The sequence below is a fragment of the Methylobacterium sp. Leaf91 genome (assembly GCF_001422815.1).
Taxonomy (GTDB): domain Bacteria; phylum Pseudomonadota; class Alphaproteobacteria; order Rhizobiales; family Beijerinckiaceae; genus Methylobacterium.
Genome location: NZ_LMMP01000049.1, coordinates 59,128 through 84,862, shown reverse-complemented (window position 1 = coordinate 84,862; position 25,735 = coordinate 59,128). Strand labels below are relative to the sequence as shown.

At 66.8% G+C, this 25,735-nt stretch carries 24 protein-coding genes; 13 read left to right on the top strand and 11 right to left on the bottom strand.

Translation table 11 applies throughout. The features are described 5' to 3' along the window. Positions 1 to 25: 25 nt before the first annotated feature. Positions 26 to 1,141 (top strand): S-methyl-5-thioribose-1-phosphate isomerase, encoded by a 1,116-nt coding sequence (gene mtnA / locus ASF32_RS20285; RefSeq protein ID WP_056432751.1) that lies wholly within the window; start codon positions 26 to 28, stop codon positions 1,139 to 1,141. A 4-nt stretch (positions 1,142 to 1,145) separates the two neighbouring features. Here the strand turns inward: mtnA and ASF32_RS20280 are convergent, their stop codons facing one another. From ASF32_RS20280 to ASF32_RS20250, 7 genes are all read right to left on the bottom strand, one after another. Further along, the gene (locus ASF32_RS20280) at positions 1,146 to 2,138 is read right to left on the bottom strand and encodes a MaoC family dehydratase (RefSeq protein ID WP_056432747.1); all 993 of its coding nucleotides are present in this window, start codon (positions 2,136 to 2,138) and stop codon (positions 1,146 to 1,148) included. A gap of 299 nt (positions 2,139 to 2,437) precedes the next feature. Next, positions 2,438 to 3,535 carry a redox-regulated ATPase YchF gene (ychF, locus tag ASF32_RS20275; RefSeq protein WP_056432743.1) on the bottom strand — a complete coding sequence of 366 codons (1,098 nt, stop codon included), beginning with the start codon at positions 3,533 to 3,535 and terminating at the stop codon, positions 2,438 to 2,440. 8 nt (positions 3,536 to 3,543) lie between these two features. After that, the gene (locus ASF32_RS20270) at positions 3,544 to 4,011 is read right to left on the bottom strand and encodes a PIN domain-containing protein (RefSeq protein WP_056432740.1); all 468 of its coding nucleotides are present in this window, start codon (positions 4,009 to 4,011) and stop codon (positions 3,544 to 3,546) included. Further along, positions 4,001 to 4,234 carry a hypothetical protein gene (locus ASF32_RS20265; protein ID WP_056432738.1) on the bottom strand — a complete coding sequence of 78 codons (234 nt, stop codon included), beginning with the start codon at positions 4,232 to 4,234 and terminating at the stop codon, positions 4,001 to 4,003. The genes ASF32_RS20270 and ASF32_RS20265 overlap by 11 nt, the downstream gene beginning before the upstream one ends. 57 nt (positions 4,235 to 4,291) lie before the next feature. After that, a complete protein-coding gene (gene pth, locus ASF32_RS20260) occupies positions 4,292 to 4,912 on the bottom strand; it encodes an aminoacyl-tRNA hydrolase (RefSeq protein WP_018042755.1) in 621 nt (206 codons plus the stop codon). Positions 4,913 to 5,147: 235 nt separating this feature from the next. Then, positions 5,148 to 5,843: a 50S ribosomal protein L25/general stress protein Ctc gene (locus tag ASF32_RS20255; RefSeq protein WP_056432735.1), complete on the bottom strand. Its 696-nt coding sequence runs from the start codon at positions 5,841 to 5,843 to the stop codon at positions 5,148 to 5,150. A 259-nt stretch (positions 5,844 to 6,102) separates the two neighbouring features. Continuing rightward, positions 6,103 to 6,618 carry a pilus assembly protein N-terminal domain-containing protein gene (locus tag ASF32_RS20250; protein WP_082470047.1) on the bottom strand — a complete coding sequence of 172 codons (516 nt, stop codon included), beginning with the start codon at positions 6,616 to 6,618 and terminating at the stop codon, positions 6,103 to 6,105. A gap of 435 nt (positions 6,619 to 7,053) precedes the next feature. Here ASF32_RS20250 and ASF32_RS24835 point away from each other — a divergent pair, with 435 nt between their 5' ends. The 9 genes from ASF32_RS24835 to ASF32_RS20210 all read left to right on the top strand — a co-directional run bounded on the left by ASF32_RS24835 (position 7,054) and on the right by ASF32_RS20210 (position 16,068). Then, on the top strand, positions 7,054 to 7,230 hold the full coding sequence (locus tag ASF32_RS24835; RefSeq protein ID WP_082470045.1) for a Flp family type IVb pilin: 177 nt from the start codon (positions 7,054 to 7,056) through the stop codon (positions 7,228 to 7,230). 286 nt (positions 7,231 to 7,516) lie between these two features. After that, positions 7,517 to 8,023 (top strand): prepilin peptidase, encoded by a 507-nt coding sequence (locus ASF32_RS20245; protein ID WP_056432730.1) that lies wholly within the window; start codon positions 7,517 to 7,519, stop codon positions 8,021 to 8,023. A 195-nt stretch (positions 8,024 to 8,218) separates the two neighbouring features. Then, the gene (cpaB, locus tag ASF32_RS20240) at positions 8,219 to 9,022 is read left to right on the top strand and encodes a Flp pilus assembly protein CpaB (RefSeq protein WP_056432727.1); all 804 of its coding nucleotides are present in this window, start codon (positions 8,219 to 8,221) and stop codon (positions 9,020 to 9,022) included. A 16-nt stretch (positions 9,023 to 9,038) separates the two neighbouring features. After that, complete coding sequence (locus tag ASF32_RS20235; protein WP_156467914.1) at positions 9,039 to 10,535, top strand: type II and III secretion system protein family protein; 1,497 nt, start codon at positions 9,039 to 9,041, stop codon at positions 10,533 to 10,535. Between the two features lie 74 nt (positions 10,536 to 10,609). Further along, positions 10,610 to 11,344, top strand: a complete 735-nt coding sequence (locus ASF32_RS20230; RefSeq protein ID WP_056432724.1) for a CpaD family pilus assembly protein — start codon at positions 10,610 to 10,612, stop codon at positions 11,342 to 11,344. 70 nt (positions 11,345 to 11,414) lie between these two features. Further along, the gene (locus ASF32_RS20225) at positions 11,415 to 12,659 is read left to right on the top strand and encodes an AAA family ATPase (RefSeq protein ID WP_056432721.1); all 1,245 of its coding nucleotides are present in this window, start codon (positions 11,415 to 11,417) and stop codon (positions 12,657 to 12,659) included. 27 nt (positions 12,660 to 12,686) lie between these two features. After that, positions 12,687 to 14,135 carry a CpaF family protein gene (locus ASF32_RS20220; RefSeq protein ID WP_056432718.1) on the top strand — a complete coding sequence of 483 codons (1,449 nt, stop codon included), beginning with the start codon at positions 12,687 to 12,689 and terminating at the stop codon, positions 14,133 to 14,135. Beyond that, positions 14,132 to 15,100: a type II secretion system F family protein gene (locus ASF32_RS20215; protein ID WP_056432715.1), complete on the top strand. Its 969-nt coding sequence runs from the start codon at positions 14,132 to 14,134 to the stop codon at positions 15,098 to 15,100. The genes ASF32_RS20220 and ASF32_RS20215 overlap by 4 nt, the downstream gene beginning before the upstream one ends. 5 nt (positions 15,101 to 15,105) lie before the next feature. Continuing rightward, positions 15,106 to 16,068: a type II secretion system F family protein gene (locus ASF32_RS20210; RefSeq protein ID WP_056432711.1), complete on the top strand. Its 963-nt coding sequence runs from the start codon at positions 15,106 to 15,108 to the stop codon at positions 16,066 to 16,068. Between the two features lie 62 nt (positions 16,069 to 16,130). On the opposite strand, the gene ASF32_RS20205 is transcribed toward ASF32_RS20210, so the two are convergent. Next, the gene (locus ASF32_RS20205) at positions 16,131 to 16,940 is read right to left on the bottom strand and encodes a tetratricopeptide repeat protein (protein WP_056432706.1); all 810 of its coding nucleotides are present in this window, start codon (positions 16,938 to 16,940) and stop codon (positions 16,131 to 16,133) included. A gap of 233 nt (positions 16,941 to 17,173) precedes the next feature. Here ASF32_RS20205 and ASF32_RS20200 point away from each other — a divergent pair, with 233 nt between their 5' ends. Next, positions 17,174 to 18,505, top strand: a complete 1,332-nt coding sequence (locus ASF32_RS20200; protein WP_244477925.1) for a leucyl aminopeptidase family protein — start codon at positions 17,174 to 17,176, stop codon at positions 18,503 to 18,505. A 9-nt stretch (positions 18,506 to 18,514) separates the two neighbouring features. Here the strand turns inward: ASF32_RS20200 and ASF32_RS20195 are convergent, their stop codons facing one another. Beyond that, positions 18,515 to 19,477 carry an EcsC family protein gene (locus tag ASF32_RS20195; RefSeq protein WP_056432698.1) on the bottom strand — a complete coding sequence of 321 codons (963 nt, stop codon included), beginning with the start codon at positions 19,475 to 19,477 and terminating at the stop codon, positions 18,515 to 18,517. A gap of 2 nt (positions 19,478 to 19,479) precedes the next feature. After that, a complete protein-coding gene (locus tag ASF32_RS20190; RefSeq protein ID WP_056432695.1) occupies positions 19,480 to 20,934 on the bottom strand; it encodes an AmpG family muropeptide MFS transporter in 1,455 nt (484 codons plus the stop codon). Between the two features lie 376 nt (positions 20,935 to 21,310). Between ASF32_RS20190 and ASF32_RS20185 the strand changes: the two genes are divergently transcribed. Together ASF32_RS20185 and ASF32_RS20180 are read left to right on the top strand one after the other, a co-directional pair. After that, on the top strand, positions 21,311 to 22,417 hold the full coding sequence (locus ASF32_RS20185) for a PAS domain-containing protein (protein ID WP_244477924.1): 1,107 nt from the start codon (positions 21,311 to 21,313) through the stop codon (positions 22,415 to 22,417). Then, the gene (locus ASF32_RS20180) at positions 22,414 to 22,860 is read left to right on the top strand and encodes a response regulator (RefSeq protein WP_056432689.1); all 447 of its coding nucleotides are present in this window, start codon (positions 22,414 to 22,416) and stop codon (positions 22,858 to 22,860) included. The genes ASF32_RS20185 and ASF32_RS20180 overlap by 4 nt, the downstream gene beginning before the upstream one ends. Positions 22,861 to 22,912: 52 nt before the next feature. On the opposite strand, the gene mutS is transcribed toward ASF32_RS20180, so the two are convergent. Continuing rightward, positions 22,913 to 25,660, bottom strand: coding sequence for a DNA mismatch repair protein MutS (gene mutS, locus ASF32_RS20175; RefSeq protein ID WP_056432686.1), 2,748 nt, complete (start codon positions 25,658 to 25,660; stop codon positions 22,913 to 22,915). Positions 25,661 to 25,735 lie beyond the last annotated feature (75 nt).

The window sequence follows — 25,735 nt, the reverse complement described above, 5'->3', positions numbered from 1 at the left end:
CCCGGAACATGCGAGAGGCCCGCGCATGAACATCGACGGCAAACCCTACCGCACCATCCTTCCCGCCGCCGACGGCGCGTCCGTCGAGGTCATCGACCAGACCCGCCTGCCCTTCGCCTTCGAGATGAAGCGGCTCGCCACCCTGGACGAAGCGGCCATCGCCATTCGCACCATGATCGTGCGCGGCGCGCCGCTCATCGGCGTGACGGCGGCCTACGGCCTTGCCCTGGGCCTGCGCAGGGATGCTTCCGATTCCGGGATCGACCATGCCGTCGAGACCTTGGCCGCCACCCGCCCCACCGCGATCAACCTGCGCTGGGCCCTCGACCGGGTCGCCGCCAAGCTGCGCGAGGTCGCGCTTCCTGAGCGCGCCGCCTTCGCCTTCTCCGAGGCCGGGCGCATCGCCGAGGAGGATGTCGAGAGCTGCCACGCCATCGGCCGCCACGGCGCTGCGATCCTGGCCGATCTGCACAAGGCCAAGGGTTACGACAAGGAAGAGGGCCGCCGCCTCAACGTGCTGACCCATTGCAATGCCGGCTGGCTCGCCACGGTGGATTGGGGCACCGCCCTCGCGCCGATCTACGTGGCGCACGAGGCCGGCATTCCGGTCCATGTCTATGTCGACGAGACCCGGCCGCGGAACCAGGGCGCGGCGCTCACCGCGTTCGAGCTCAACGCCCACGGCGTGCCGCACACCGTCATCGCCGACAATGCCGGCGGCCACCTGATGCAGCATGGCGAGATCGACGTCTGCATCGTCGGTTCGGACCGCACCACGGCCTCTGGCGACGTCTGCAACAAGATCGGCACCTATCTGAAGGCGCTGGCGGCCTCCGACAACCGCGTGCCGTTCTACGCCGCCCTGCCCTTCTCCACCATCGACTGGACGCTGGACGACGGTGTCGCGCAGATCCCGATCGAGGAGCGCGACGGCTGCGAAGTCTCCCATCTCACCGGCCGCCTCGCCGATGGCGGATTCGCCACGATCGAGGTGGTGTCGCCGGGTAGCCCGGTGGCCAACCCCGCTTTCGACGTGACCCCGGCCCGCCTGGTGACGGGCATCATCACCGAGCGCGGCGTGGCTTCGGCGGATGCAGAGGGGTTGTTGGCGCTGTATCCGGAGCGGCGCTCGGCGGCTTAGCGGGTCACGACGCTTCCCACTGCCAGAACACAGACCCCGTAAACTCGAACACCCGCTCCCCGCGCTGGTTCTGCGCGGTGTTGTGGTGGGTCGCGACGCCCCAGCCGGGGCGTGAGGCCGACTCGCGCTTGTCGAGCAGGGTGCAGGCGTAAGCGATCGTGTCGCCTGCATAGACCGGGGCGAGCCAGCGCATGTCGCGAAAGCCGGGAGAGGGGCCGAGCTGCGGCACAGGACCGGCCCGTTCCGTGAGGGCGATGTCGCGCTGGCGGGTGATGTGCAGGCGCTTCATCCACACCGCCGCCGTATGCCAGCCCGAGGCGCAGAGCGCGCCGAAATGGGTCTTTCGGGCGGCGTCCGCATCGAGATGGAAGGCCTGCGGATCGTAATCCCTGGCGAAGGCGATGATTGCTTCGGGCGTGAAGACGTGCCGGCCGAGATCGCGGACCGTGCCGAGCTTCGCCTGTTTGAGGAAGAGCAGCGGCTCCGCATCGTCGCCTTCGATCACCTCGACCGGGTCTCCGGGCGTCACCGCGCGCGGCGGCAGGGGATCGGCCCCGCGCCGGGCGAACATGACCGTGAAGGCCTGAATCATCACCGTCTCGTCGCGCCCGTTCACGACCGTGAGGGTGAAGCGGACGAAGCCGCGATCCGGCTTCGAATTCGAGGCGCGGCACTCCTCCACCTTGGTGACGATCCGCAGCGCGTCACCCGGCAGGACGGGGCGGAGCCAGCGCAGCTGCGAGATGCCGGGCGAGCCCATGGAGGTGGCGCCGCGAAAGACATGGGCCTGGAGCAGGCGCATGCCGAACCCGGCCGTCTGCCAGCCGGAGCCGATCAACCGACCCGCCAGCGTCGCCTTCGCGGCCTCCTCATCGAGATGGAAGGGCTGCGGATCGAACTCCCTTGCGAAGGCGACGATCGCCTCCCGCGTCACCGTGAGCGGGCCGCCCTCGATCACGTCGCCGGGGGTGAAATCCTCGAAGGTGATGCCGGTCATTGAACCTCTTGTCCCCGGGTCGCAGAGTTTCGGGTCGAAGGATGGCGCTGCGCTCGCTTCAGGGGCGGCCCGCCTCTCCCCGCTTGCGGGGAGAGGATCACAAGCACCTCGTCGTGCTTGTGATGAGCGGAGCGAGGGTGAGGGGGCCGTGCCGGAGGAGGCTCATTCGGACGAGCCCCTCACCGTCGGCTGCCGCCTCGCCGCGCCGACGACGGGGTCGTCGCGGCCCTCTCCCCGCGTGCGGGGAGAGGGGATGGGCGTCCTCACCCCGGCGGATGCCGGCAGGCCGGTCCAGCTCCTCAATTGGCGAAGCGGAAATGCAGTACGTCACCGTCCTGCACCACGTAGTCCTTGCCCTCGAGGCGGAACTTGCCGGCCTCCTTGGCGCCGCTCTCGCCCTTCAGGGCGGTGTAATCGGCGAACGCGATGGTCTCGGCGCGGATGAAGCCCTTCTCGAAATCCGTATGGATCACGCCGGCGGCGGCAGGCGCGCGGGTGCCCTTCTCGATGGTCCAGGCGCGCGCTTCCTTCGGACCCACCGTGAAGTAGGTGATGAGGCCGAGAAGCTCGTAGCCCGCGCGGATGACCCGGTTGAGGCCGGGCTCCACGAGCCCCACCGCTTCGAGGAAGTCGCCCTGGTCGGCGAGCGGCATCACCGCGATCTCGCTCTCGATCTTGGCCGAGACCACCACCGCGCGCGCCCCCTCGGCCTTGGCCTGGGCGATCACCGCCTCGGAATAGGCGTTGCCCTTGTCGGCATCGCCCTCGTCGACGTTGCAGACATAGAGGACGGGTTTCGCCGTCATCAGCCCGAGGGTCTGGAACAGCTTCTCCTCTTCCGGCTTGCGGCTCACCAAACGGGCGGGCTTGCCCTCGCGCAGTAGCGGCAGCGCCCGCTGGACGAGATCGAGCATCTCCTTGGCTTCCTTGTCGGCGCCCTTGGCCTTCTTCTCGAGGGCGAAGAGGCGCTTCTCGAGGCTGTCGAGGTCGGCGAGCATCAGCTCGGTCTCGATGGTCTCGATATCCGCCTTCGGGTCGACCTTGCCCTCCACATGGGTCACGTCACCATCGGTGAAGCAGCGCACCACGTGGGCGATGGCGTCGACCTCGCGGATATTGGCGAGGAACTGGTTGCCGAGCCCCTCCCCCTTCGAGGCGCCGCGCACGAGGCCGGCAATGTCCACGAAGGTCAGCCGCGTCGGGATGATCTCCTTCGACGTGGCGATCCGCGCGAGATCGTCGAGGCGCGGATCCGGCACCGCCACCTCGCCGACATTCGGCTCGATCGTGCAGAACGGATAGTTCGCCGCCTGCGCCGCCGCGGTCTGCGTCAGCGCGTTGAAGAGGGTCGACTTGCCGACGTTCGGCAGGCCGACGATGCCGCATTTGAAGCCCATGATATTCCTCAAGAGTTCGCGAAGATCGATTCCGGTAAGGCCCGAAACGGATTCACGATTGTCGTTCCTTCGACCTCGCGGCCGTGCTGATAGTCTTCCGACAGAAGGAAGCGGCATCCGGCCCGGATCGCGGAACCGAGGATGACGCAGTCCCACCACTGAAACCGGGTCTGTTCCCGCAGTGACCACGCATCGCCGACGAGGGCGAGATCGGTGGCGCCTTCCGACCATTCCTCCAATGCCAGCGTCGTCTGCCGCGCATCCTCCGGATCGATCAGGAGCCGACCGCGCAGGATGACGGCATGCAACTCACCGAGAACCTGCGGGCTCACGACGATCAGGCCCCGATCCGCCAGCGCTTCCAGCCAATGCCGCGCCATGGATTGCTTCTCAGGGAAGCGGTCGTCGCGGGCATACACGAAGACGTTGGTGTCGACGAACACCCGGCCCGTGACGGGGACGGTGTCACTCGGCATCGTAGATCTGATCGCGCGTCGGCGCGCGCCCGTTCTCATCGAGGAGATGGAGGGGTGGCCCCGCCAGGAAACGCTCTAGTGCCTGACTCTGGGAGAGCGGCCGGCCGACGCGTTGTTCGACCGTCTCGGCGATGAACTTCGAGAGGCTCTTGCCGTCACGCGCCGCGGCGACGCGAGCGCGTTGCAGGAGGCTCTCCTCCATCGTCACCGTGACGTTCCTCAAACCAGCCTCCCCACCCTTCGAATCCGAGCTTCGATATCGTGTTCCCGTGTTTTCGTGTCAATCACGGCCGGTGGCCGCCGCGTTGACCTGCTTGACGTCGTCCCAGCCCCGGCCCGCCATGGCGAGGTGGACCTTGTTCTGGAAGCTCGCATCCTCGCCCTGGGCCAGGAGCGGAGCGTGGTCCGCCACGGCGCGGCAGAGATCCTCGACCCAGGCGCGCTCCCCCTTGCCGAAATCGTTCAGGACGTAGGCATGGACCAGGGCCTTGTCGCCCGGATGACCGATGCCGAGGCGGACGCGCCGGTAATCGTTGCCGCATTGGGCGGTGATCGAGCGCAGGCCGTTATGGCCGGCATTGCCGCCGCCGAGCTTCACGCGAAGCTTGGCCGGGGCGAGGTCGAGTTCGTCATGCAGCACGATGACGTCGGCGAGGGCGATCTTGTAGAAGCGCTGGGCTTCCGAGACCGAGCGGCCGGATTCGTTCATGAAGGTCTGCGGCTTCAGCAGGACGACCCGTTCGCTGCCGAGCGTCGCCTCGGTCACCTCACCCTGGAACTTGCGCCGCCAGGGCGCGGCGCGGTGGACGCGCGCCATCTCGTCGAGGGCGAGAAAACCGATATTGTGGCGGTTGCCCGCATAGCGGGCCCCTGGATTGCCGAGCCCGACGATCAGGCGCATGGCATCATCTCCAAGACGATTTCGTCACGAGAGCGCTCTCCGCCGAAGTGGATGCCGGTTCGGCGAAAAAGAGCGCGGCAAAACAGAAGGCTTAGAGCTGCGCCCGACCCAACGTGGGCGGGCGCAGCTCTAAGGACGGATGACGAAGGGGCGACGTCAAACGAAAAGGTGCCCCGACCTCGCGGCCGGAGCACCCGTGGACGAAGACGAGACCGGGGCGCGAAGCCCCAGGGCCTCAATCCTCCTTCTTGTCTTCTTCAGCCTCGGCGGCCTCTTCGGCCTCAGCCTCGGCCTTCTCTTCGGCAGCTTCGGTCGACTGCGCCTCGGCAATCGCGGCCTCTTCGGCCTCGACCTCGGCGCCGAGCACGGTCGGCGGCACGACGTTGGCGACGACGGCCTCGGCCTCACCGGTGAAGGTCGTGTTGGCCGGCAGCTTCACGGCTTCGATGTGGATCGAATCGCCGATCTGGAGACCGGTGAGATCGACCTCGACCGCGTCGGGGATCGCGTCAGCGGGCACTTCGAGCGAGAGCGTGTGCAGGACGACGTTCAGGGTGCCGCCATTCTTCTTGATGCCGGGGGCCTCATCCTCGTTGATGAAGTGCACGGGCACTTCGACGGTGAGGCTCTGGCCGGCGACGACACGCAGGAAGTCGACATGCAGCGGCACGCCGGTCACCGGATCGAGCTGGAAGTCGCGCGGGATCGCGCGGGTCTTGCGACCACCGGCATTGATCTCGAACAGCGTGGTCTTGAAACCGCCGGCATAGATCAAGGTCCGGGTGCGGACGAGGTCGATGGCGATGGATTGCGGAGCCTGGCCACCACCATAGATGACGGCGGGAACGTTGCCCTGGCGACGAACTTCCCGGGCGGCCCCCTTGCCGACCCGGTCGCGTGCCACGGCCTCAAGCGGCTTTACTGCGCTCATGGCGTGATCCTTCAAACAAAACAGAAAAAAGCCGCGCAACGCCAAAGGCCGCCCGAAACGGACGGCCCTCACCGATCCACGACGCGCCCGTGCCTCCAAGGGTGTCTGGCGGGCGCGTGTGGTGCATACCCGCAAGTGACCGGAAGTGCAATGTTTCCACTTCGATCGCCTTCGCCCGCATATCGGAAGGAATCGTTCCGATCTGCCCCGGCGCGCGACCGGTGCTGAAGCAGACTCGTCGAATTTCCGGCGGCCCGTCCTATTTCGGGCCGCCTCCTCCGCCCCCGCTTCCCCCCGTGGCCAGGTTGCGGCGGGTATCGGCCTGCCCGCTGACATCGCCGAAATACTTCGTCGCATCACCGAGCTGCATCGACGGCATGCAATTGGGGGTGCAGGAATAGGATTCCCGGTCCAGTCCGCGCTGCACCGTGACGATCGAGCCTTGAGCGGCTTGGACGCTGACGATGGATTCGGCGAGCATCGTGCCGGACGCGTCGAGGGCGATGAGGTTGGTGGAGCCGAAGCTCTTGCCGGTCAGGATGACGATCCCGTTCCGCTGGAGCGCCACATCCGCCACCAGCGGGTTGCCGACGATCACTGTCTGCGTCCGCTCGGGCAGGCGAATGACCTTGGCATTGTCGACGCTCACCGCCACGGTGGCCGGGGCCGTCTCCGCCAGGGCGGGTACCGCGCCGAGGGCAAGATAGAGGGCGACTCCGATCCCTCGAATCTCGCGCGTCAGGCGCGAGGGTGTCGGCAGTGACCGGTGGCCCATGGCTCTGATGCTCTCGGCTAAACCCGCGCGTTTCCGGCTGAGCCCCCCATGCGGAACGGCCAGCCTCTTTTCGTCAGGCGAGTGTTAAGCACGTGGTGGTGAATGAAGCGCTAAGGCCGTTCGGCACAAATCCCGATGGATCGGATCGCGCTGTCTTGACGGGATGATTTGGCGTCATCTCGCTATGGCGGAGGTCATGGCAGTAGATTTTTCACGAGATGCAGCGGAACTTATTCTTCCCGAAATGTGTAAAAATACATCTTTTTCATTCATTTCTCTTTTACCAAAAGATAATCGAGGGGTCCTGGATGCTATTTGCACGGCCGATTTAACCCAATCTCAAGAGAAAACAGGCCATTTTGTTTTCAGTCGCCGATCGAGACAAAGCAGCGTTCGACGGCAACTTGGCAAGACAACCAATTGGGAACTACTGTTATGTCGAGCATCTTCAAACGTTTTTCCGCCGACGAATCTGGCGCGACGGCCATCGAATACGGCCTCATCGCTGCGCTCATCTCCGCGGTGCTCGTTGCTGTCTTTGGTACCCTTTCGGACAATATTACGACTGGATTTGGTAAAGTCGGGACAACCATCGCTGGGACGACGAAGTAAGGTTGTCATCGGTTTTGCCAAGTAAAGATGGCAACATGCTCTGTGGGACCGTCATTCGCCCATTCCTCTGGCAGTGACGATCCAGCCGGCTGTGCTTGGGTGACGTAAGTGCCCTGCCGGACGATCTTTCCGGATCGTCCGGCGCAGCCGTTTCTGGAGTGATCGTGTCGCGAAGACCGACACCCGTGATCGCGGTCTTACTCACCGCGTCGATGACAAAGACCTGACCGGTTTCGGATCACCGGAACCCGCCGGGCGTATTCCGGCCGAGATTGAGGCTGTTCCCATGGCGAGCGTCACGCTGCTGATCGTGTTTCCGTTCCTGATGGCCTATGCGGCCGTCCGCGACCTGTTGACCATGCTGATCCCGAACACGGTGTCCCTTCTCCTGCTGGCAGGCTTCGCTCTGTTCGCGGTCGCGACGGGATTATGGGGGTGGGACCTCATGAGCCATCTCGGCGCCGGGGCGGTGACGCTGGTCGTTACTTTTACCCTCTTCGCCTTGGGCAAAATCGGCGGTGGCGATGCCAAGCTTGCCGCTGCGACGGCGGTATGGATCGGGTTCGACCGGTTGCTGGAGTATCTGGCAGTCGCCTCGCTCGCTGGAGGCGCGCTATCCCTGGCGATCCTGATGGCGCGGGCGCATCCGCTGCCGCCGCTGCTCGGCCGCCTGCCCTTCGCCCTCCACCTGCACGATGCGAAAACGGGCGTGCCCTACGGAATCGCCCTCTCCTTCGGCGCCCTGATCGTGATCCCGGAGACCATGACCTGGGCAAGAATGATGGCATCGTGATATAAGATGCACGTCCAGGGTGAGCTTGCCGAGCCCGCTCTGAAGCCTGGAAAGTCCTGACCTCAGCAAGAGCAGATCTGTCGCAGGACAGTCGCATTCGCCCATCGTTAGTTTTTGTTAACCGTAATTTGAGGAATCCCGTCGAACAAGGGATGGTGACGGCACGAGGCCGTCCTGTCAGGTTCGAACACGGCGATGAAACCAGCCCGCCTTGCCGTTCTCGCCATCGCCCTCGCCGCCGGGGGCGGGGCCGCGTTTCTGATGAGCGGCAGCGATGCACCGCCCCCGGCCCAGCCGGTGGTCCAGGCGCCCCCTCCCCCGCTCCCGGTCACGGATGTGCTGGTGGCCGCCGCCGACCTGCCGATGGGGCAGAACATCCAGGCAGCCGACCTGCGTTGGCAGCCCTGGCCCGACCAGGCAATCACCGTCGGCTACATGACGCGCTCTGTGTCGCCCAACGCCATGGAAACCATCATCGGTTCGATCACCCGCAGCGCCTTCCTCGCGGGCGAGCCGATCCGCCCGCAGAAAATCGCGCGGTCCGACGGTGGCTTCATGGCGGCGATCCTGCCCTCCGGCATGCGTGCCGTCGCCATCGTCACCGATACGCGCGGCTCGAGTTCGGCCGGCGGCTTCATCCTCCCCAACGACCATGTCGACGTCATCCGCACCTATCGGGACGAGGATGCTTCGCGCTCCGGCGGTGGCGAGGCGCAGATCTCCGAGACCCTGCTCACCGACATCCGCGTGCTCGCGGTCGGCCAGATCGTCCAGGAGAAAAACGGAACGAATGTCGTCACCGGTGAGACGGCGACCCTCGCCTTGACGCCGTCCCAGGCCGAAACCGTCACCCTGGCGCAGAAGGTGGGACAGCTCTCCCTCTCCCTGCGCAGTCTCGTGGATGCCGGCCGAACCGTGGATGCCGTACCCGAGACGCAGCAGGATTCCGCGATCACGGTCGTGCGCTTCGGCGTCGCCAGACAACAACCGCGTCGCTGAAATGCCGAACCGCGCGATGTTCAAGGATTCTTCGATGACCACGAGACATCGCGTCCGCGTGGGCAGCCTGGCCGTGTTCGCGGCCCTCGTGGGGCTGGCATTCCCGGCCCCGCCCGCCGTGGCGGCGCCGAGAGACAGCTTCACGCCCGCCCCGATCGTCGATGTCGGGGGCAATGAATCCGGCACCTCGCGCCGCGTCGAGCTCACGACCGGGCGCTCCCTCGTGATCGATCTGCCGCGCGACGCCAAGGAGGTCTTCGTCGCCAATCCGAAAGTGGCCAACGCCGTGGTGCGCTCGACCCGCAAGGTCTTCGTGATCGGCATGGAGGACGGAGCGACCTCGATCTTCATCATGGATGCCGAAGGCCGCCAGATCACCGCCCTCGACGTCACCGTGGCGCGCGACCTCAAGCTCGGAACCCTGCGGCAGATCCTGCTCCAGAGCATCGTTGGCGGGCGGTTCGACATCCGGACCGCGGGGGATTCCCTGATCCTGTCGGGCACGGTCGGTTCCGCTGCGGAGGCGGCCCAGGCCATGGACATCGCCACCGCCTTCGTCGGTCAGTCCGGCGGCGGTGCCGGCGGTCCTGGCGCGAAGGGCGCGGTCATCAACAACCTCACCATCCGGGGCAAGGATCAGGTGATGCTCCGCGTCACCGTGGTCGAGGTCGCACGGACGGTGCTCAAGCAGTTCGGCGTCAATCTCAGCGGCAACTGGTCCGGTTTCAACCTCGCGAACGTCGCGCCCTTCGGTCTCAATGGCGGGCAATTCCCGAACGGGAACGAGATCAGGGCGACGATCAACGCAGGCGGCGGGGCGAGCGTCTCGGCGACCTTGCGCGCCTTCGAGCAGGCCGGCGTCTCGCGCATTCTCGCGGAGCCGACGCTCACCGCCATTTCGGGGGAATCCGCCAAGTTCACGGCCGGCGGCGAGCTTCCCGTACCCGCCACCCAGAACTGCACCGGCGGCGTCTGCACCACCGGCATCACGTTCAAGACCTATGGCGTGACCCTGAACTTCACGCCGGTGGTGATGGCCGAGAACCGCATCTCCGTGCGCGTCGCGACGGAGGTCTCCGAGATCGACCAGACCAACTCCTTCACCTTCACCCAGGGCGATTCCACGGTCTCGGTGCCCGGTTTCACCTTGCGCAAGACCGAGACCACGGTGGAGCTCGCCTCCGGCGGAACCATGATGACCGCCGGCCTGATCCAGCAACGCAACAAGGCCTCCGTCGGCGGTCTGCCCGGCCTCGTGAACCTGCCCATCCTCGGAGCCCTGTTCCGTTCGCGCGACTACCAGCGCCAGGAAACCGAACTCATGATCATGGTGACGCCCTACATCGCCAAGGCGATGGAGGCGAAGCAGGTGGCGCGGCCGGATGACGGCTTCATCGATGCCCAGGACGGCCAGGGTATCCTGCTCGGACGCTTGAACCGGGTCTACGGTTCGGCTCGCACAGCGCCGCTCGGCGCCACGTATCGCGGACGCGTCGGCTTCATCACCGACTGACGCCCCGTGCGAGATCCACGCAGCCACGACATTGCAGGACGAAGCGGCCCCGGCCCCATCAGGACCCGACCCCCATGTCACTCATTCCGTTCCGCTCCCCCCTCGCCGTGCTCGCCTCGATTGCCCTGGCCACGACTTTGGGTGCCTGCCGCGCCGACCGCGCCGAGACCACCGGTTCGCTCTATCCGGCCGATTACCGGGCCCGTCATCCCATCGTGCTCGCCGACGACACGCGCTCGCTCGATGTCTTCGTCACCGGTACCGGTCATATCGATCCGCGACAGCGCGCCGATATCGAGGCCTTCCTGCTGGAATTCCGCCGCTACGGGCGCGGCACCGTGATCCTCGACATGCCGCGCGGCGTCTCGCCGTCGCTCGGCGCAGCCGTGGAGCGGACCGGTGCCGGTATCCGCAGGCTGGGCGCAGAAAACGGTGTCGGCGGAGGGCAGATGGTGGTCACCGGCTACGCGGTCGCGGACCCATTCCTCGCCTCGCCCCTGCGCCTCAGCTTCCGGCGCCTGGAGGCGAAGGTCGGCAACCAATGCGGCCTGTGGCCCCAGGATCTCGGGGCCGGAAGTCCTGCCTTCTCCGCGCGCAACGAGACGCATTGGAACCTCGGCTGCGCCATGCAGTCCAATGTCGCGAGCCAGATCGCCGATCCGGTGGACCTCGTGCGCGGTCGCCCGGAAGGGCGCATCGACGCGGTCCAGCGCACCATGGACATCAACAAACTGCGCGAGGGCAAGGATCCGTCAACCATATGGCGCCAGGATGGGAAGACGTCGGTGAAGGCAGCCATCGATAACTGATCGACGCTCCCCTTCCGTCGTTCGCCAGAGCTTCGGCCTTCGTTTCCAACCAGAGACCGGACCCCGCCCCATGCCCGATATCAACGAGTCACCCGAGCGCATCATCGCTCCGGTGCCGCGGATCACGATCCAGGCATTCTGTGAGACCGGCGAAACGGCCGCGACGATCGAGGCCGCCGGGAGCGACAGGCGGCTGCAGAAGGCGCAGATCAAGATCCAGATGGGCGGCGGTCCCGCCGCCGTCGAGGCGTTCCGCCACGCGCCCACGCCGAACGTCGTCATCATCGAGACGCAGAGCGCGAAGTCGCGTCCCCTGGAGATCCTCGATTCCCTGGCGGAAGTCTGTGACGAAGGGACGAAGGTCGTCGTCATCGGCCATGTCAACGACGTGCAGCTCTACCGCCAGTTCATCCAGCGCGGCGTGAGCGAGTACCTGATGGCGCCGGTGGAGCCGGTCATCCTGATCCAGGCCCTGTCCGACCTGTTCACCGCGCCCGGCGCCCGGCCGGTGGGGCGCACCATCGCGGTGGTGGGCGCCAAGGGCGGCGTCGGGTCGTCCACCATCGCCCACAACCTCGCCTGGACCGTGGCACGCGAGCACGCGATGGCCACCGTCATCGCCGATCTCGACATCGCCTTCGGGTCGGCGAGCCTCAACTTCAACCAGGATCCGCCGCAGGGAATCGCCGAAGCGGTCTTCGCGCCCGAGCGCCTCGATTCCAACCTCCTCGACCGGCTGCTCTCGAAATGCAGCGACAATCTCTCGCTTCTCTCCGCGCCCGCCACCCTCGACCGGACGACGGACCTGAACGAAACGTCCTTCGACAACCTCATCGACCTGATGCGGGCGGCCGTGCCCTGTGTGGTCCTCGATGTCCCCCATACCTGGTCGGCCTGGACCCGGCGCCTGCTGATCTCGTCCGACGAGATCATCGTCGTCGCCCAGCCGGAACTCGCCTCCTTGCGCAACCTCAAGAACCTGCTGACCCTGCTGCAGCAGAACAGGCCGAACGACGCCCGTCCGCGCATCGTCCTCAACAGCGTCGGCATGCCGAAGCGACCGGAAATCTCGGCCGGCGAGTTCGCGAAGGCCTTGGACGCCACGCTGACGGCGACGATTCCCTATGACCCCGCCCTGTTCGGCACGGCGGCGAATAACGGGCAGATGATCGCCGAGGTCCAAGCCGGCGCTAAGGCGTCGGACGTATTCTCCGAGCTCGCCGCACGCATGATCGGCCGCCCCGAGGCGCGCCGCCCCCGCGGGAAGCTGTTCGAGCCCCTCTTGTCCCGGTTGTCCCGACGCAAGGCGTCCTGATGGACCCGAACCGTGAGGAGCCCTGTCATGTTCGGTAGGAGGAGCACCGGCACGGCGGTCGCGGCCACCATCGCGGTTCCGTCGGCACCCAAGCCATCGGCCTCCATCCCGGTCTTCGACGACCATGCCGCCGAGGCGAAGAAACCGCAGGCGGAGCGGCCCGTCCCGGTCCGGGAGACGGTGAAGTCGGAGGACTATTTCCGCACCAAGAGCATGATCTTCGGCGCGCTGATCGAGGCCATCGATCTGGCGCAGCTGTCGCGTCTCGACGTCGAGTCGGCACGCGAGGAGATCCGCGACATCGTCTCGGAGATCATCGGCCTCAAGAACATCGTCCTGTCCATCGCCGAGCAGGAGGAACTCCTCGACGACATCTGCAACGACGTGCTCGGCTACGGGCCGCTGGAGCCGCTTCTGGCCCGCGACGACATCGCCGACATCATGGTCAACGGCGCCAACCGGGCCTTCATCGAGGTCGGTGGCAAGATCCAGCTGACCAATGTGCGCTTCCGCGACAACCAGCAGCTGATGAACATCTGCCAGCGCATCGTCAGCCAGGTCGGCCGGCGCGTCGACGAATCCTCGCCGATCTGCGACGCCCGCCTGCCCGACGGGTCCCGCGTCAACATCATCGCGCCGCCGCTCGCCATCGACGGGCCGGTCCTCACCATCCGCAAGTTCAAGAAGGACAAGCTCACCCTCGACCAGCTCGTGACCTTCGGGGCGATCTCGCCCGAAGGCGCGCGGATCCTCCAGATCATCGGCCGCGTCCGCTGCAACGTGGTGATTTCCGGCGGTACGGGGTCCGGAAAGACCACCCTGCTGAACTGCCTGACGCGCTACATCGACGAGGACGAGCGGATCATCACCTGCGAGGACGCGGCCGAGCTGCAGCTGCAGCAGGCCCACGTCGTCCGCCTCGAGACCCGGCCCGCGAACATGGAAGGGTCGGGGCAGGTCACCATGCGCGACCTCGTGAGAAACTGCCTGCGCATGCGGCCTGAGCGGATCATCGTCGGCGAGGTGCGCGGCCCGGAGGCGTTCGACCTGCTCCAGGCCATGAATACCGGCCATGACGGCTCGATGGGCACGCTCCACGCCAATTCCCCGCGCGAGGCCCTGGCCCGTATCGAATCGATGATCACGATGGGCGGCTTCAGCCTGCCGTCGCGGACCCTGCGCGAGATGATCGTTGGATCCATCGACATCATCGTCCAGGCGACGCGCCTGCGCGACGGCTCGCGCCGCATCACGCACATCACCGAGGTGCTGGGCCTCGAAGGTGACGTCATCATTACCCAGGACCTCTTCGTCTACGACGTGCTGGGCGAGGACGCGAACGGCAAGCTTCTCGGACGCCATCGCTCCACCGGCATCGGCCGTCCGCGCTTCTGGGAGCGCGCGCGCTATTACGGAGAGGAGAAGGCCCTGGCGGCCGCCCTCGACGCGGCCTCAGACGGCGCCGTCACCCCATGAACGGGCTGCAGATGCCCCTCGCCGTCGGGCTCGCGGCAATCGCCGCCGGGGCTGTCGCCTATGTGGTGCTGACGCCGCTCCTGTCGGGCGAGAGCCGCGCGGCCAAGCGCAGGCAGGCCGTCAGCGTGGTGACGGCCCCTGCCCAGCGCGTGGCGACGGCGAGCCGGCGTGAGCAGGTGGCCAGGAGCCTGAAGGAGGTGGAGGCCAAGCGTGGCGGGACGAAGGTCTCGCTCGAGCTCAAGATCGCCCGCGCCGGGCTGGATTGGACGAAGCAGAAATTCTACGCCGTCTCCGCACTCATGGCCGTCGTCACCGGTCTCGTCGTCTTCGTCCTCACCGCAAATACGCTCGCGACTCTCGCTGGCCTCTTCGCCGGCGCCTTCGGCCTGCCTCTATGGCTGCTGAGTTTCCTGCGTAAGAAGCGCATCAAGGCCTTCATCACCGAACTACCCACCGCCATCGACATCATCACCCGCGGCGTGCGCTCCGGCATCCCGGTGGGCGACTGCTTCCGGATCATCGCCCGGGAAGCTCAGGAGCCGATCCGTGGCGAGTTCCGCCAGGTGGTGGAATCCCAGACCATGGGTCTCACTCTCGGCGACGCCATGGTGCGGATGTACGAGCGGGTGCCCGTCTCCGACGTCAATTTCTTCGCCATCGTCATCGGCATCCAGGGCCGGTCCGGCGGCAATCTGTCGGAGGCTCTCGGCAACCTGTCGAGGGTCTTGCGTGAACGAAAGAAGATGGAGGGGAAAATCCAGGCCATGAGCATGGAGGCCAAGGCGTCGGGCGGCATCATCGCGGCCTTGCCCTTCGTCGTGGCGGTCCTGACCTACCTCTCCAGCCCGGATTACGTCGCCCTGCTCTGGACGACGAATACCGGCAAGATGGCCCTCGTCGCCTCTGCGATCTGGATGTCGATCGGGATCTTCGTGATGAAGAAGATGATCAGCTTCGAGGTCTGACGCCCATGTTGTCCATCATCGGCGAAAAGCTCATCGACCCGCGCTTCATCGGCATGGTGTTGGCCGGCGTGGCGGCCGCCGCGACGGCCTTCGCCCTGCTGCAGCCGCTTCTGGAGCCCGACAAGCTCAACAAGCGCATGAAGCTCATCGGCGAGGAGCGCGAGGAGTTGCGCCGGCGCGAGCGGGACCGGTTGAACAACAGGTCGACGCTGCGGGTGGCCCCGAAAGCCTACATGAAGCGGGTCGTGGACCAGTTCAACCTGAGCCGCTGGCTCGGCACCGACACCGCTCGGCAGCAACTGGTGATGGCGGGATACCGTTCGCCCGGCGCCGAGACCGGGTTCCTGTTCTTCCGGATGGTCATGCCCATCACGGTCGGGTTGGCGGCGATCGTCTATCTCTTCGTCTTGAAGATCCTGGATTACTCCGTCACCGTCCGCCTCATGATGGTCATCGCCGCCCTGCTGGTCGGCATCAAGGCACCCGAACTCTACCTCATCAACGCCACCAAGAAGCGCCAGGCCGAGATCCGGGCGGCATGGCCCGACGCCCTCGACCTCATGCTGATCTGCGTCGAGTCGGGCATGTCGGTGGAGCACGCCATCCGCCGGGTCAGTATCGAGACCGTCACCCAGTCGGTGGCGTTGGCCGAGGAGCTCGCCGTCACGGCAGCGGAACTGTCCTATCTGCCGGATCGGCGCATGGCGTTCGAAAACCTCGCCAACCGCGTGGGCCTCGATGCCGTCAAGGCGGTTGCGACCGCGCTGATCCAGGCCGAGCGGTATGGCACGCCCGTGGGTCAGGCCCTTCGCGTGCTCTCCCAGGAGAGCCGGGACCAGCGCATGAACGAGGCGGAGAAGAAGGCAGCCGGCCTGCCGCCGAAGCTCACCGTGCCGATGATCCTGTTCTTCCTGCCGGTTTTGTTCGTCGTCATCCTGACGCCGGCAATCATCCAGATCTACCGCTGAGGCCGTATCCGCGTCTCAGGGGCGCGCAGTCCGCCGCTCTGCTCGGAGTGATTGGATGTCCCTCAGACGGGCGGGAACTCGCCGGCCGGCGAGCGTCCGGGGGATTTCGCGGCTCTGGGCTGTCGCACCGGGGCGGACATGGCCCGCAGGGAGGCGGCGTTGGCCGCCGCATCTTCCGGAGACAGGTCACCACGGGTGACCTCTTCCGCCTCCGCGATCTTGCCCCGTAATCCGAGGACCAGAGCGAGGTTCTGGCGCACGCGTGCATCCGCGCGCGGCTGGGCCACGGCGACGCGCATCACTGCCTCGGCCTGGTCGAGCTGCTTTGCCAGCGCGAAGGACAGTCCGAGATTGGAGAGGACGGTGGGGTCGCTGGGCTGGATCTTGAGGGCGGCCTCATAGAAGCCTTGCGCGCGGACATGGTCGCCCATCTGGTCGGCCACCGCGCCCTGTGCGGACAGGACACGCCAATCCGGCCGCGCCGGGGTATGGGCGTTCTGGAGCACTTCGGCGGCTTCGGTGAAGCGCCCGACCTCCCCCAGGACCTTTCCGTAGGCGGCCAGAACGGCCGAATTCTTCGGGTTGCGCAGAGCCGTCTGCTGAAGCACCGCCACGGCTTGGGGCTTCTGGTTCGTGGCCCTGAGTGCCTGCGCATAGCGCAGGGCGAGGCCGACATCGTTCTGGTCGGCATTGTATTTCTGACCGAGCGCGTCGACGTCGCCGAGGCTCACGACGTTGCGGTCCGGCCCCCGTCCGAAATTCTTGATGGAGAAGCCGCCGATGGAGCCCGTGGTTTCCGGAGAGCGCGACTGGCAGGCGCTCGCCAGAAGGCCGAGCAGCGCCACGCCGGCCAGGCGTAGCGGCAACCGCATGGGAGTCGGTGAACCCGGATGAGGCTGGTCTGAACGCAACGACACCATGACGTGCTCCGCACGAGCCTGCCGGTCGACGCTTCACGCCACCGGTGGCGCAGTGATAGACCGTTAACCCTAATCGCCGGTTAACCCGACTTTAGGGCTTCAGCGGATCAGCCGGCCGCGCCACGCAACGCCCCCGAGAATCCATCCTGTCCCATCTCAGCGCCGACGATCCCTCCGCCCTGCCGATCTGCTGCCTCCGGAGCGACGAGTGGAGCGGCTTTGAAGCGGAGCTCGGCCCGAGGCACAGGGCCTTCGCCAAAGCGACCGACTTCCTGCCGAAAGCCGGGCGGGTGGCGCTTCTTCCCGCCGAGGATGGGACGATCGAACGGATCCTGTTCGGCCTCGGCGACGGGGCCGATCCGTTCCTCGCGGGCAAACTGCCCTCGCTGCTGCCGCCCGGAACCTACCGCCTCGAACCGAGGGCTTCCCTCGACATGCAGGCCGCTTCCCTGGCCTGGCTGCTCGGAAGCTATCGCTTCACGCGCTACCGCAAGCCGATACCGAAGGGACCGCTCCTCGTATCGCCGGAAGGCGTCGACGCGGCCGAGATCCATCGGATCTCCCAGGCCGTCGCCCTCGGGCGCGACCTCGTCAACACTCCCGCCAACGATCTCGGCCCAGCAGAAATCGAAGCCGTCGCCAGGGCCCTGGCGGAGGAACATTCCGCACTGATCTCGGTGACCGAGGGGTCGGATCTCGCTCGCGAGTTTCCCCTGGTCCACGCCGTCGGCGCGGCCTCGCCCCGCGCGCCCCGCCTCATCGACATGAGTTGGGGGGATGCGGACGCGCCGAAAGTCACCCTCGTCGGCAAGGGCGTCGTGTTCGATACGGGCGGCCTCGACATCAAGCCGTCGAGCGGCATGCTGCTGATGAAGAAGGATATGGGCGGCTCGGCGGCCGCCCTCGCCGCCGCCGCGATGATCATGGGGGCCGGTCTGAACCTGCGCCTGCGCCTCATCATTCCCACCGTGGAGAACGCCATCGCGGGCAACGCCTTCAGGCCGGGCGACGTGTTCAAGAGCCGCGCCGGGCTGACCGTGGAGATCGGCAACACCGATGCGGAGGGGCGCCTGATCCTCGCTGACGCCCTCGCTTTGGCCGATGAGGACAAGCCCGATCTGCTGATCGATTTCGCGACCCTCACCGGAGCGGCGCGGGTCGCCCTAGGGCCCGATCTCCCGGCCTTCTTCACGGAGGATGACGCACTGGCCACGGCCGTGTCGAAGGCGGGTGACGAGGCCGCCGACCCGGTCTGGCGGCTGCCGCTCCACAAGCCCTACGCGAGCCTGCTCGATTCCAAGGTGGCTGATCTGAACAACGTGTCCGGCGGACCCTTCGCCGGCGCGATCACCGCGGCTCTGTTCCTGCGGCGGTTCGCGCCGGCGACGCGGGCGCATGTGCATTTCGACCTGTACGGCTGGAATCCCTCGACAAAACCAGGCCGGCCGGAAGGAGGCGAGGTCCAGACCGCCCGCCTCGTCTATACCCTCTTGAAGGAGCATTATCCGGCCCGTTAGCGGGCGCCTTCAGGCCGCGAGTTGTGCCTTCTCGGCAATGTAGGCGACGCGCACCACGTCCTTGCCATAGGTCCGCTCCAGACGGCGCACGGTGAAATGGGCGCGCGCCATCGCCTGGAAATGGTTCATGAAGGCGGTGTTCACGGCAGCCCCGCCGACGGCGCCGAGGATCGGCACCGCTTGCGCGGCGACCTTCTGCGAGACCACCAGACCGAACCGCGCGGCGATCTGCGTTGAGAAGCGGATCAGGGCCGGAGCCGCCTCGTCGAGCAGGGCGCGGTTGCCGGCATAGCGTGCCGCTTCCGACATGGTCTTGGCCAAAGCCGCGCGCACCGCGAAATATCCGCTTTCCGTCAGCGCCGTCTCGGCACCGCTGCGTCCGCCGAGCGCGAAGACCTGGACGCAGGCCAGCGCGTTCTCCGGGTCCGACAGGTCTTCGCCCTCTTCGCGAGCGATCTCCGCGATGGAACGCAGCATCAACGTTGTCGAGACCGGCAGTTCCAGCGGCAGCGTCGCGATGCCGAACGCGCCGCCGACCGCGCCGGACAGGGCCGCCATCGCCTTGTGCCCGAAATCCCCGGTGGGCAGGAAGCGCGCGAAACGCTCGCCCGCCGTGGAGGCTGCTGGGGTGGGGAGGTCGTCGACCACTGCGGAGCCGGTCGCTCCGGCGGCCGATGCCGGGACGATCGTCTTCTGCGCCTCGGGCAGGGTCGCGAGGGCGACGCGCAGGGCCGTGCGCATCGCCCCCTCGGTGGCGCGCGAGACCGCCTCCGTCACGGGAGCCGGAAGGCTGCGGCTGATCATGTCGAGGGGCGCTCCGGCCACCGAGGACAGCCGCGCGGCGAGGCCCGGCGTCTCCAAGGTGCGGACGGCTCCGACGAGGGCCGCACGGTCGGCATCACTGAGGTTCGAACCGGTGGCGGTCTCCGCCGGGGTGGAGCGGGTATCGTCGACGAGGGAGATGTTGCTCACGACTAGGGTCTCATCCGTGTTTCGGGTGCCGGCGCGCCGGGCCGATCGCCGGAAGCAAGCGTGAGGCCCGCAGAATGGTTCCCGCTCACGCTCTCGGTGTCGCCCAGGGCAGCGGTCTCGGCGGCGGCGCGGGCCGCGCTGCGCTCGCCGGCGCGTCCGACGAAGAAGCACAGGATCACCACCGGAATGCCCACGGCCGCGGTGAAGGCGAAGAAGACGGGATAGCCGTAGCTGGCGACGATGAAGCCCGACGTGCCGGCCACGAGCTTGCCCGGGAGCGCGTAGAGCGACGAGAACAGCGCGTATTGCGTCGCCGCGAAGCCCGGTGCCGTCAGGCTCGACATGTAGGCGATGAGCGCCATTCCGGCGAAGGAACCGCAGAAATTGTCGATGGAGATCGCCGCCGTCAGCCGCCACACTTCAGGCCCGCCATAGGAGAGCCAGGAAAAGGACAGGTTCGACGCCGCCCCGAGGAACGCCCCGATGACGAGGGTGGGGAACAGGCCGAGCCGAGTCATCGCCCAGCCCCCGACGAAGGCGCCGGCAATGCCGACCCAGATGCCGTAGAGCTTCGACACCGCGCCGATCTCGGTGAGGGTGAAGCCGATCTGCCGATAGAGCGGACTCGCCATGACGCCGGAGATGAAATCCGGCATGCGGTAGAACGCGACCAGGATGAGGATCGCCCACAGGCTCGGGCCGAGGCGGGTATGGAGTTCGGTCAGGGGTTCCAGCACCGCGCCACGGAATGACCAGACCTTCGCCGGTGCACCATCGGGCCGTGCCGGTTTGGCCTCCGGATCCTCGTCATGCTGTCTGTCGAAGGCGGGGGCCAGGAGAGCGGCGATCATGCCCACACCCATGAGCGCGGCCATGCTGAAATAGGCGACAGACCATCCCGCCCAGTCTGCGATGAACAGGGCACCGGCCCCGGCGCACATCAGCGCCAGACGGTAGCCCAGGTTCGAGGTCGCCGCCATGACGCCCTGCAGATCGGTGCCGGCGGCATCGATGCGCCATCCGTCGATGACGACGTCCTGGGTCGCGGCGCAGATCGCAACGAGGAAGGCGCCGAGGCCGAGGAGGACGAGGCTGCTCGCCGGGTTGGCCGTGGCCATGAGCGAGAGCGAGAGGGCGACGGCGACCTGCGTCGCGATCATCCACGAGCGCCTGCGGCCGATGCGTGCGCTGAGGACCGGCACGTCGAAACGGTCGATGAGCGGCGCCCAGAGGAATTTCAGGGTGTAGGGGAGCGCCAGATAGCTGAAGAGGCCGATCGCCTTGATGTCCACGTCCGAATAGGCGAGCCGCGTCGAGAACGTGCCGAGCACGAGCAGCAGCGGCAGGCCGGATGAGAAGCCGAGGGCCAGCATCAGGATGATGCGGGGATCTTCAAAGATATCCCGCATGGCGAGCTTGGAGCGCGCCTTCCCCGCTACCGCTGCACTTTGAGCCATTCGTGGAACTCCTGAAGGCTTATGACCCTTGAAGGTGGGCTGCCATGCTCGTCGGCGGGTGAATCGTCCGTTGGATTGCCACGATGCGTCGCGGCGACAGCGGCCCCGTGTGACAGGGATGAAGAATGGTCACCAGGAACTTAAAGAGTGGGTGGTCTTTGTAGGTAGCTATTGGCTTGCAATGGGACATATTTCGACCTGACGAGTCGAAGTGACGGGGCAGATCGGCCTCGATTTATCTCTTGGGGCGGTCGGGTCGGTCAGTACCGTCGAAGTGCTGTCATCGTTCGAGCGGCGGCGTAGGCGTGATGTCAGGATGATGGACAGCAGCAACAACCCGGTTTCGGCCGAACTCCGTCCGGTGGGCAATGCCCTCATGGATGCCAAGATGTTCGCCATGGCCTTCGCTGCCAGTCCCACGCCCATGGTGGTGACCGACCCCCGCCTCGCCGACAACCCCATCGTCTGGGTCAACGACGCCTTTCTGAATCTCACCGGTTATACCCGGCAGGAGTTGCAGGGCCATAATTGTCGGATGCTCCAGGGACCCGATACCGACCCTCGGGCGATCGATCGCATTCGGGATGCCGTGCGTCGGCAGGTACCCATCGAGGTGGAGCTTCAGAACTACCGCAAGGACGGAACCTCCTTCTGGAACGCCATGACGATCACGCCGGTCCGCAACGATGCGGAGGAGCTCGTCTATTACTACGCCGCCCAGGCCGACATGACCGAGAAACACGTGCTCGAACTCGCCATGAAGGGGACGAACGACGAACTCGAACGGCAGGTCAACGAACAGACCGCCGACCTGAGGGCCGCCCTGGACGAGAAGACCGCGCTGCTTCACGAGGTCGATCACCGGGTCAAGAACAACCTGCAGGTCATCTCCTCCCTGGTCTTGCTGAAGGCGCGGCGAACCCCCCAGGGCGAGGCGCGGGACGCCCTTCAGGGCATGGCCGAGCGGATCGGGGCGCTCTCCATGGTCCATCGCATGCTCTATTCGGCCGGAGACGTCACACGGTTCAACCTGGAAGAGTTCGCCGACGACTTCCTGTCTGACCTCACCGCCAGCATCGATCCGGCGCGCACCGCGGTCACGGCCGAGATCGATCCGATCTCGTTGCCGGCCGCCATTGCGGCGCCTCTGGCGCTCATGCTCCACGAACTCGCTACGAACGCCGTGCGCCACGCTTTCCCCAATGACCGGGAGGGGCGCGTCTCCATCTCCGCCCGCCAATGCGAGACTGGCTTGCGTCTCCTGATCGAGGATGACGGTGTCGGTCGGACGGCGGGCGTGTCGAACCCAGCCGGGTTCGGCTGTTCCCTGGTCGAGATGGTGGTGAAACAGTTGCGCGGCGTCATCACCTGGCACGAGCCCGGAACGGGGACGCGCGTCGAGATCGTCATTCCGTTGCAGCACGAGATCAGGAAGCCGACCGCAGCCCTACCGCGCGAAGCCGCGATGGGACAGGCAGGGTGAGCCACGTACCCAGATTGCGCATTCTCGTCGTCGAGGACGAGGCGCTCATCGCCCTCGAACTCGAATGTCTGCTTGACGACCTCGGCTATGTCACGGTCGGCGTGGCGGGAAGCTCCGCCGAGGCCATCGAACTCGGCCGTACCACGGTGCCCGATATCGCCCTGGTGGACATTCACCTCATCGACGGTCCGACAGGCATCGATGTGGCGAGGACGCTCAGTTCGGACCCGCGCACGAGCGTCGTGTTCATGACCGCCAACGACAAACGCATTCCGGCGGATTTCGCCGGGGCTTTGGGAGTCATCGCCAAGCCCTATTCCGAGCGCGCCGTCGCCGGCGCGTTGCGTTACGTGGCCGCGCTACGGGCCGGCGGCCAGCCTGAAGCGGACGGGCTGGATGGGTTCCGGCTCGCCACCCGCGGTGCACCGGGCCACGAGTTGTAGCCGCCTCGGCCGCCGCCGGGACCGAAGGCTCGATCCGTTTCCGGTCTCGTCGTCACGCTTCGCGCGCCGCCTTCTTCAGGCGGTAGAGAACCTCCAGCGCCTCCCTCGGCGTCAATGCGTCGGGATCGATCCCATCGAGTTCCTGACGCAAAGGGTCTTCGCGCGTCGGAACCTGCACTTCCGGCATGGGCGGCGGCGCGAGGCTGGCGAAGAGCGGCAGATCGTCGATGCGGGGACGGGTCGGACGGTCGCGCTCGGCCTTCTCGAGATTCTTCAGGATCGAGCCGGCCCGGGCGATGACCCCGGCGGGAAGGCCGGCGAGACGGGCGACCTGCAGACCGTAGGACCGCTCGGCCACCCCCGGCACGACTTCGTGCAGGAACACCACTTCGCCCTTGTGCTCGGCGACTTTGAGCGTCGCGTTGTCGAGCCGCGTGAGACGCTGGCTCAGGGCCGTGAGTTCGTGGAAATGGGTCGCGAACAGCGCGCGGCACCCGTTCTGCTCATGCAGGTATTCGAGGCAGGCCCAGGCGATGGAGAGGCCGTCGAAGGTTGCCGTGCCTCGGCCGATCTCGTCGAGGATGACGAGGGAATGCCGGCTCGCCTGGTTCAGGATCGCGGCCGTCTCCACCATCTCGACCATGAAGGTCGATTGCCCGCGCGCCAGATCGTCGGCGGCCCCGACCCGCGAGAACAGCCGGTCTACGACCCCGAGATGCACGCGGGTCGCCGGCACGAAGGCGCCCATCTGGGCGAGGACGGCGATGAGGGCGTTCTGGCGCAGGAAGGTCGACTTGCCGCCCATATTCGGCCCGGTGATGAGGCGGATGCGCCCGCGCCCTTCGCCGGAAAGGTCGCAATCGTTGGCGATGAACGGCTCGCCGGATCGCCGCAGGGCCGATTCCACCACCGGATGTCGGCCGCCCTCGACGACGAAGCTGAAACTGTCGTCGACGAAGGGCCTGCGCCAATCCCGCTCCACAGCCAGTTCGGCATGGGAGGCGGTGACGTCGAGGCTGGCCAGGGCGTCGGCGATGGCGGCGACGGTCTCGGCCTGGGCCATGATCCGAGCGGCCAGTGCATCGAAGACCTCTGTCTCGAGGGCGAGAGCGCGGTCGGCTGCTCCCGAGATGCGGCTTTCGAGATCGTTCAGTTCCACGCTCGAGAACCGCATGGCATCCACCATGGTCTGGCGGTGGATGAAGGTCTCGCGCATCAGGCCCTTGAGGCAGCTTTCGCCGACGGCCTGCGGCACCTCGATGTAGTAGCCGAGCATGTTGTTGTGCTTGATCCGCAGGGTGCGGCAGCCGGTCTCCTCGGCATAGCGCGCCTGCAGCCCGGCGATGACCTTGCGCGAATCCTGACCGAGGAGCCGGGCCTCGTCGATTTCGGCATCGTAGCCGGCGCGCACGAACCCGCCGTCGCGGCGGTTGAGGGGGAGGTCGTCGGCGAGCGCCGCGCGCAGATGCTCGACGAGGTCGGCATCGACCGTTCCCAGCCGCTGGACGATGGCGCCGAGGGCGTCCGGCAAGGCCTTGACCTCGCCGCAACGCTGCGAGATCGCCAAGGCCGCGTCGAGACCGTCACGGAGGGCGGCGAGATCGCGCGGCCCCCCGCGCCCGAGGCCGAGCCGCGAGAGGGCGCGGGCGATGTCGGGCGCCCGCGCCAGGGCGTCGCGCAGGGTTCGACGAAGGGCGCCGTCTTCCACCAGGAACGACACTGCCTCGTGGCGGCGCATGATGGCCGAGAGGTCGGTGAGAGGGCCGGCGAGATGCTCGGCCAGCAGCCTCGCGCCGATGGCTGACACCGTGCGGTCGATGGCGTCGAGCAGGCTGCCGGTGCGCTCGCCCGAGAGGGTTCGGGTGAGTTCGAGATTGGCGCGGGTCGCCGCATCGATGGCCAGCGTCGCCCCGCTCGTCTCCCGCGTCGGCGGCGACAGAGCGGGCCGCGCGCCGATCTGCGTGCGCTCGATATAGAGCAGGGCCGCTCCGGCGGCGGCGAGTTCGGCCCGCCCGAACTGCCCGAACCCGTCGAGGGTCGAGACGCCGAACTGCTCCTTGATCCGCCGCTCCGCCGAGGCGGGTTCGAGCTCCGCCTGCGCCAGGGGCGTGACCGGGGCTCTCACGTCGCGCCAGAGCCCGGACAGCGACGGATCTGAGTGGATCGCCTCGGAAAGCACGATCTCGCGCGGATCGTGCCGGGCGATGGCAGCACCCAGCTCGCCTTCGGGAACCTCGCTCAGGGAGAACCGGCCGGTGGAAATGTCCACGGCGGCGATGCCGTAGGCGTAGCCGGATTCCGAAAACTTGCGGCGGCCGAGGGCTAGGAGGATGCTGGCCCGCGACGGGTCTAGGAGACGGTCCTCGGTGATCGTGCCGGGGGTGACGAGGCGCACCACCTCGCGCCGCACCACGGATTTCGGGCCGCGCTTCTTGGCCTCCGCCGGGTCCTCGGTCTGGGCACAGACCGCGACGCGATGGCCGAGGGCGATGAGGCGGCTGAGATAATCGTCGGAGCGCTCCACCGGCACACCGCACATCGGGATATCCGCCCCGCCATGCTTGCCGCGCTTGGTCAGGACGATGCCGAGCGCGCGGGATGCGATTTCCGCATCCTCGAAGAACAACTCGTAGAAATCTCCCATCCGGTAGAACAGGAGGCAATCCGTATTGGCGGCCTTGATCTCGATATACTGCGCCATCATCGGCGTAGCGCCGGCGATGTCGAGGGGCGAGGCGCTCACGGTTTCTTCCGCCGTGGCCTGGGTCTTCGGACTGGAGCGGACTGCACGCTGGGACATGCCCCATCATAGCAGAGCCGGCCGGACCGGATCAGCGCTCCCTTCCGCATCATCTGGGGAGAACCGCCGAGCGAC

Bases quoted from the DNA above. Each gene is read 5' to 3' on its own strand.
- ASF32_RS20230 (WP_056432724.1), top strand. From the start codon at position 10,610: ATGTCACTCATTCCGTTCCGCTCCCCCCTCGCCGTGCTCGCCTCGATT.
- mtnA (WP_056432751.1), top strand. From the start codon at position 26: ATGAACATCGACGGCAAACCCTACCGCACCATCCTTCCCGCCGCCGAC.
- cpaB (WP_056432727.1), top strand. From the start codon at position 8,219: ATGAAACCAGCCCGCCTTGCCGTTCTCGCCATCGCCCTCGCCGCCGGG.
- ASF32_RS20245 (WP_056432730.1), top strand. From the start codon at position 7,517: ATGGCGAGCGTCACGCTGCTGATCGTGTTTCCGTTCCTGATGGCCTAT.
- mutS (WP_056432686.1), bottom strand. From the start codon at position 25,660: ATGTCCCAGCGTGCAGTCCGCTCCAGTCCGAAGACCCAGGCCACGGCG.
- ychF (WP_056432743.1), bottom strand. From the start codon at position 3,535: ATGGGCTTCAAATGCGGCATCGTCGGCCTGCCGAACGTCGGCAAGTCG.
- ASF32_RS20215 (WP_056432715.1), top strand. From the start codon at position 14,132: ATGAACGGGCTGCAGATGCCCCTCGCCGTCGGGCTCGCGGCAATCGCC.
- ASF32_RS20185 (WP_244477924.1), top strand. From the start codon at position 21,311: ATGGATGCCAAGATGTTCGCCATGGCCTTCGCTGCCAGTCCCACGCCC.
- ASF32_RS20190 (WP_056432695.1), bottom strand. From the start codon at position 20,934: ATGGCTCAAAGTGCAGCGGTAGCGGGGAAGGCGCGCTCCAAGCTCGCC.
- ASF32_RS24835 (WP_082470045.1), top strand. From the start codon at position 7,054: ATGTCGAGCATCTTCAAACGTTTTTCCGCCGACGAATCTGGCGCGACG.
- ASF32_RS20235 (WP_156467914.1), top strand. From the start codon at position 9,039: ATGTTCAAGGATTCTTCGATGACCACGAGACATCGCGTCCGCGTGGGC.
- ASF32_RS20280 (WP_056432747.1), bottom strand. From the start codon at position 2,138: ATGACCGGCATCACCTTCGAGGATTTCACCCCCGGCGACGTGATCGAG.
- ASF32_RS20255 (WP_056432735.1), bottom strand. From the start codon at position 5,843: ATGAGCGCAGTAAAGCCGCTTGAGGCCGTGGCACGCGACCGGGTCGGC.
- ASF32_RS20270 (WP_056432740.1), bottom strand. From the start codon at position 4,011: ATGCCGAGTGACACCGTCCCCGTCACGGGCCGGGTGTTCGTCGACACC.
- ASF32_RS20225 (WP_056432721.1), top strand. From the start codon at position 11,415: ATGCCCGATATCAACGAGTCACCCGAGCGCATCATCGCTCCGGTGCCG.
- ASF32_RS20205 (WP_056432706.1), bottom strand. From the start codon at position 16,940: ATGCGGTTGCCGCTACGCCTGGCCGGCGTGGCGCTGCTCGGCCTTCTG.
- ASF32_RS20220 (WP_056432718.1), top strand. From the start codon at position 12,687: ATGTTCGGTAGGAGGAGCACCGGCACGGCGGTCGCGGCCACCATCGCG.
- pth (WP_018042755.1), bottom strand. From the start codon at position 4,912: ATGCGCCTGATCGTCGGGCTCGGCAATCCAGGGGCCCGCTATGCGGGC.
- ASF32_RS20250 (WP_082470047.1), bottom strand. From the start codon at position 6,618: ATGGGCCACCGGTCACTGCCGACACCCTCGCGCCTGACGCGCGAGATT.
- ASF32_RS20210 (WP_056432711.1), top strand. From the start codon at position 15,106: ATGTTGTCCATCATCGGCGAAAAGCTCATCGACCCGCGCTTCATCGGC.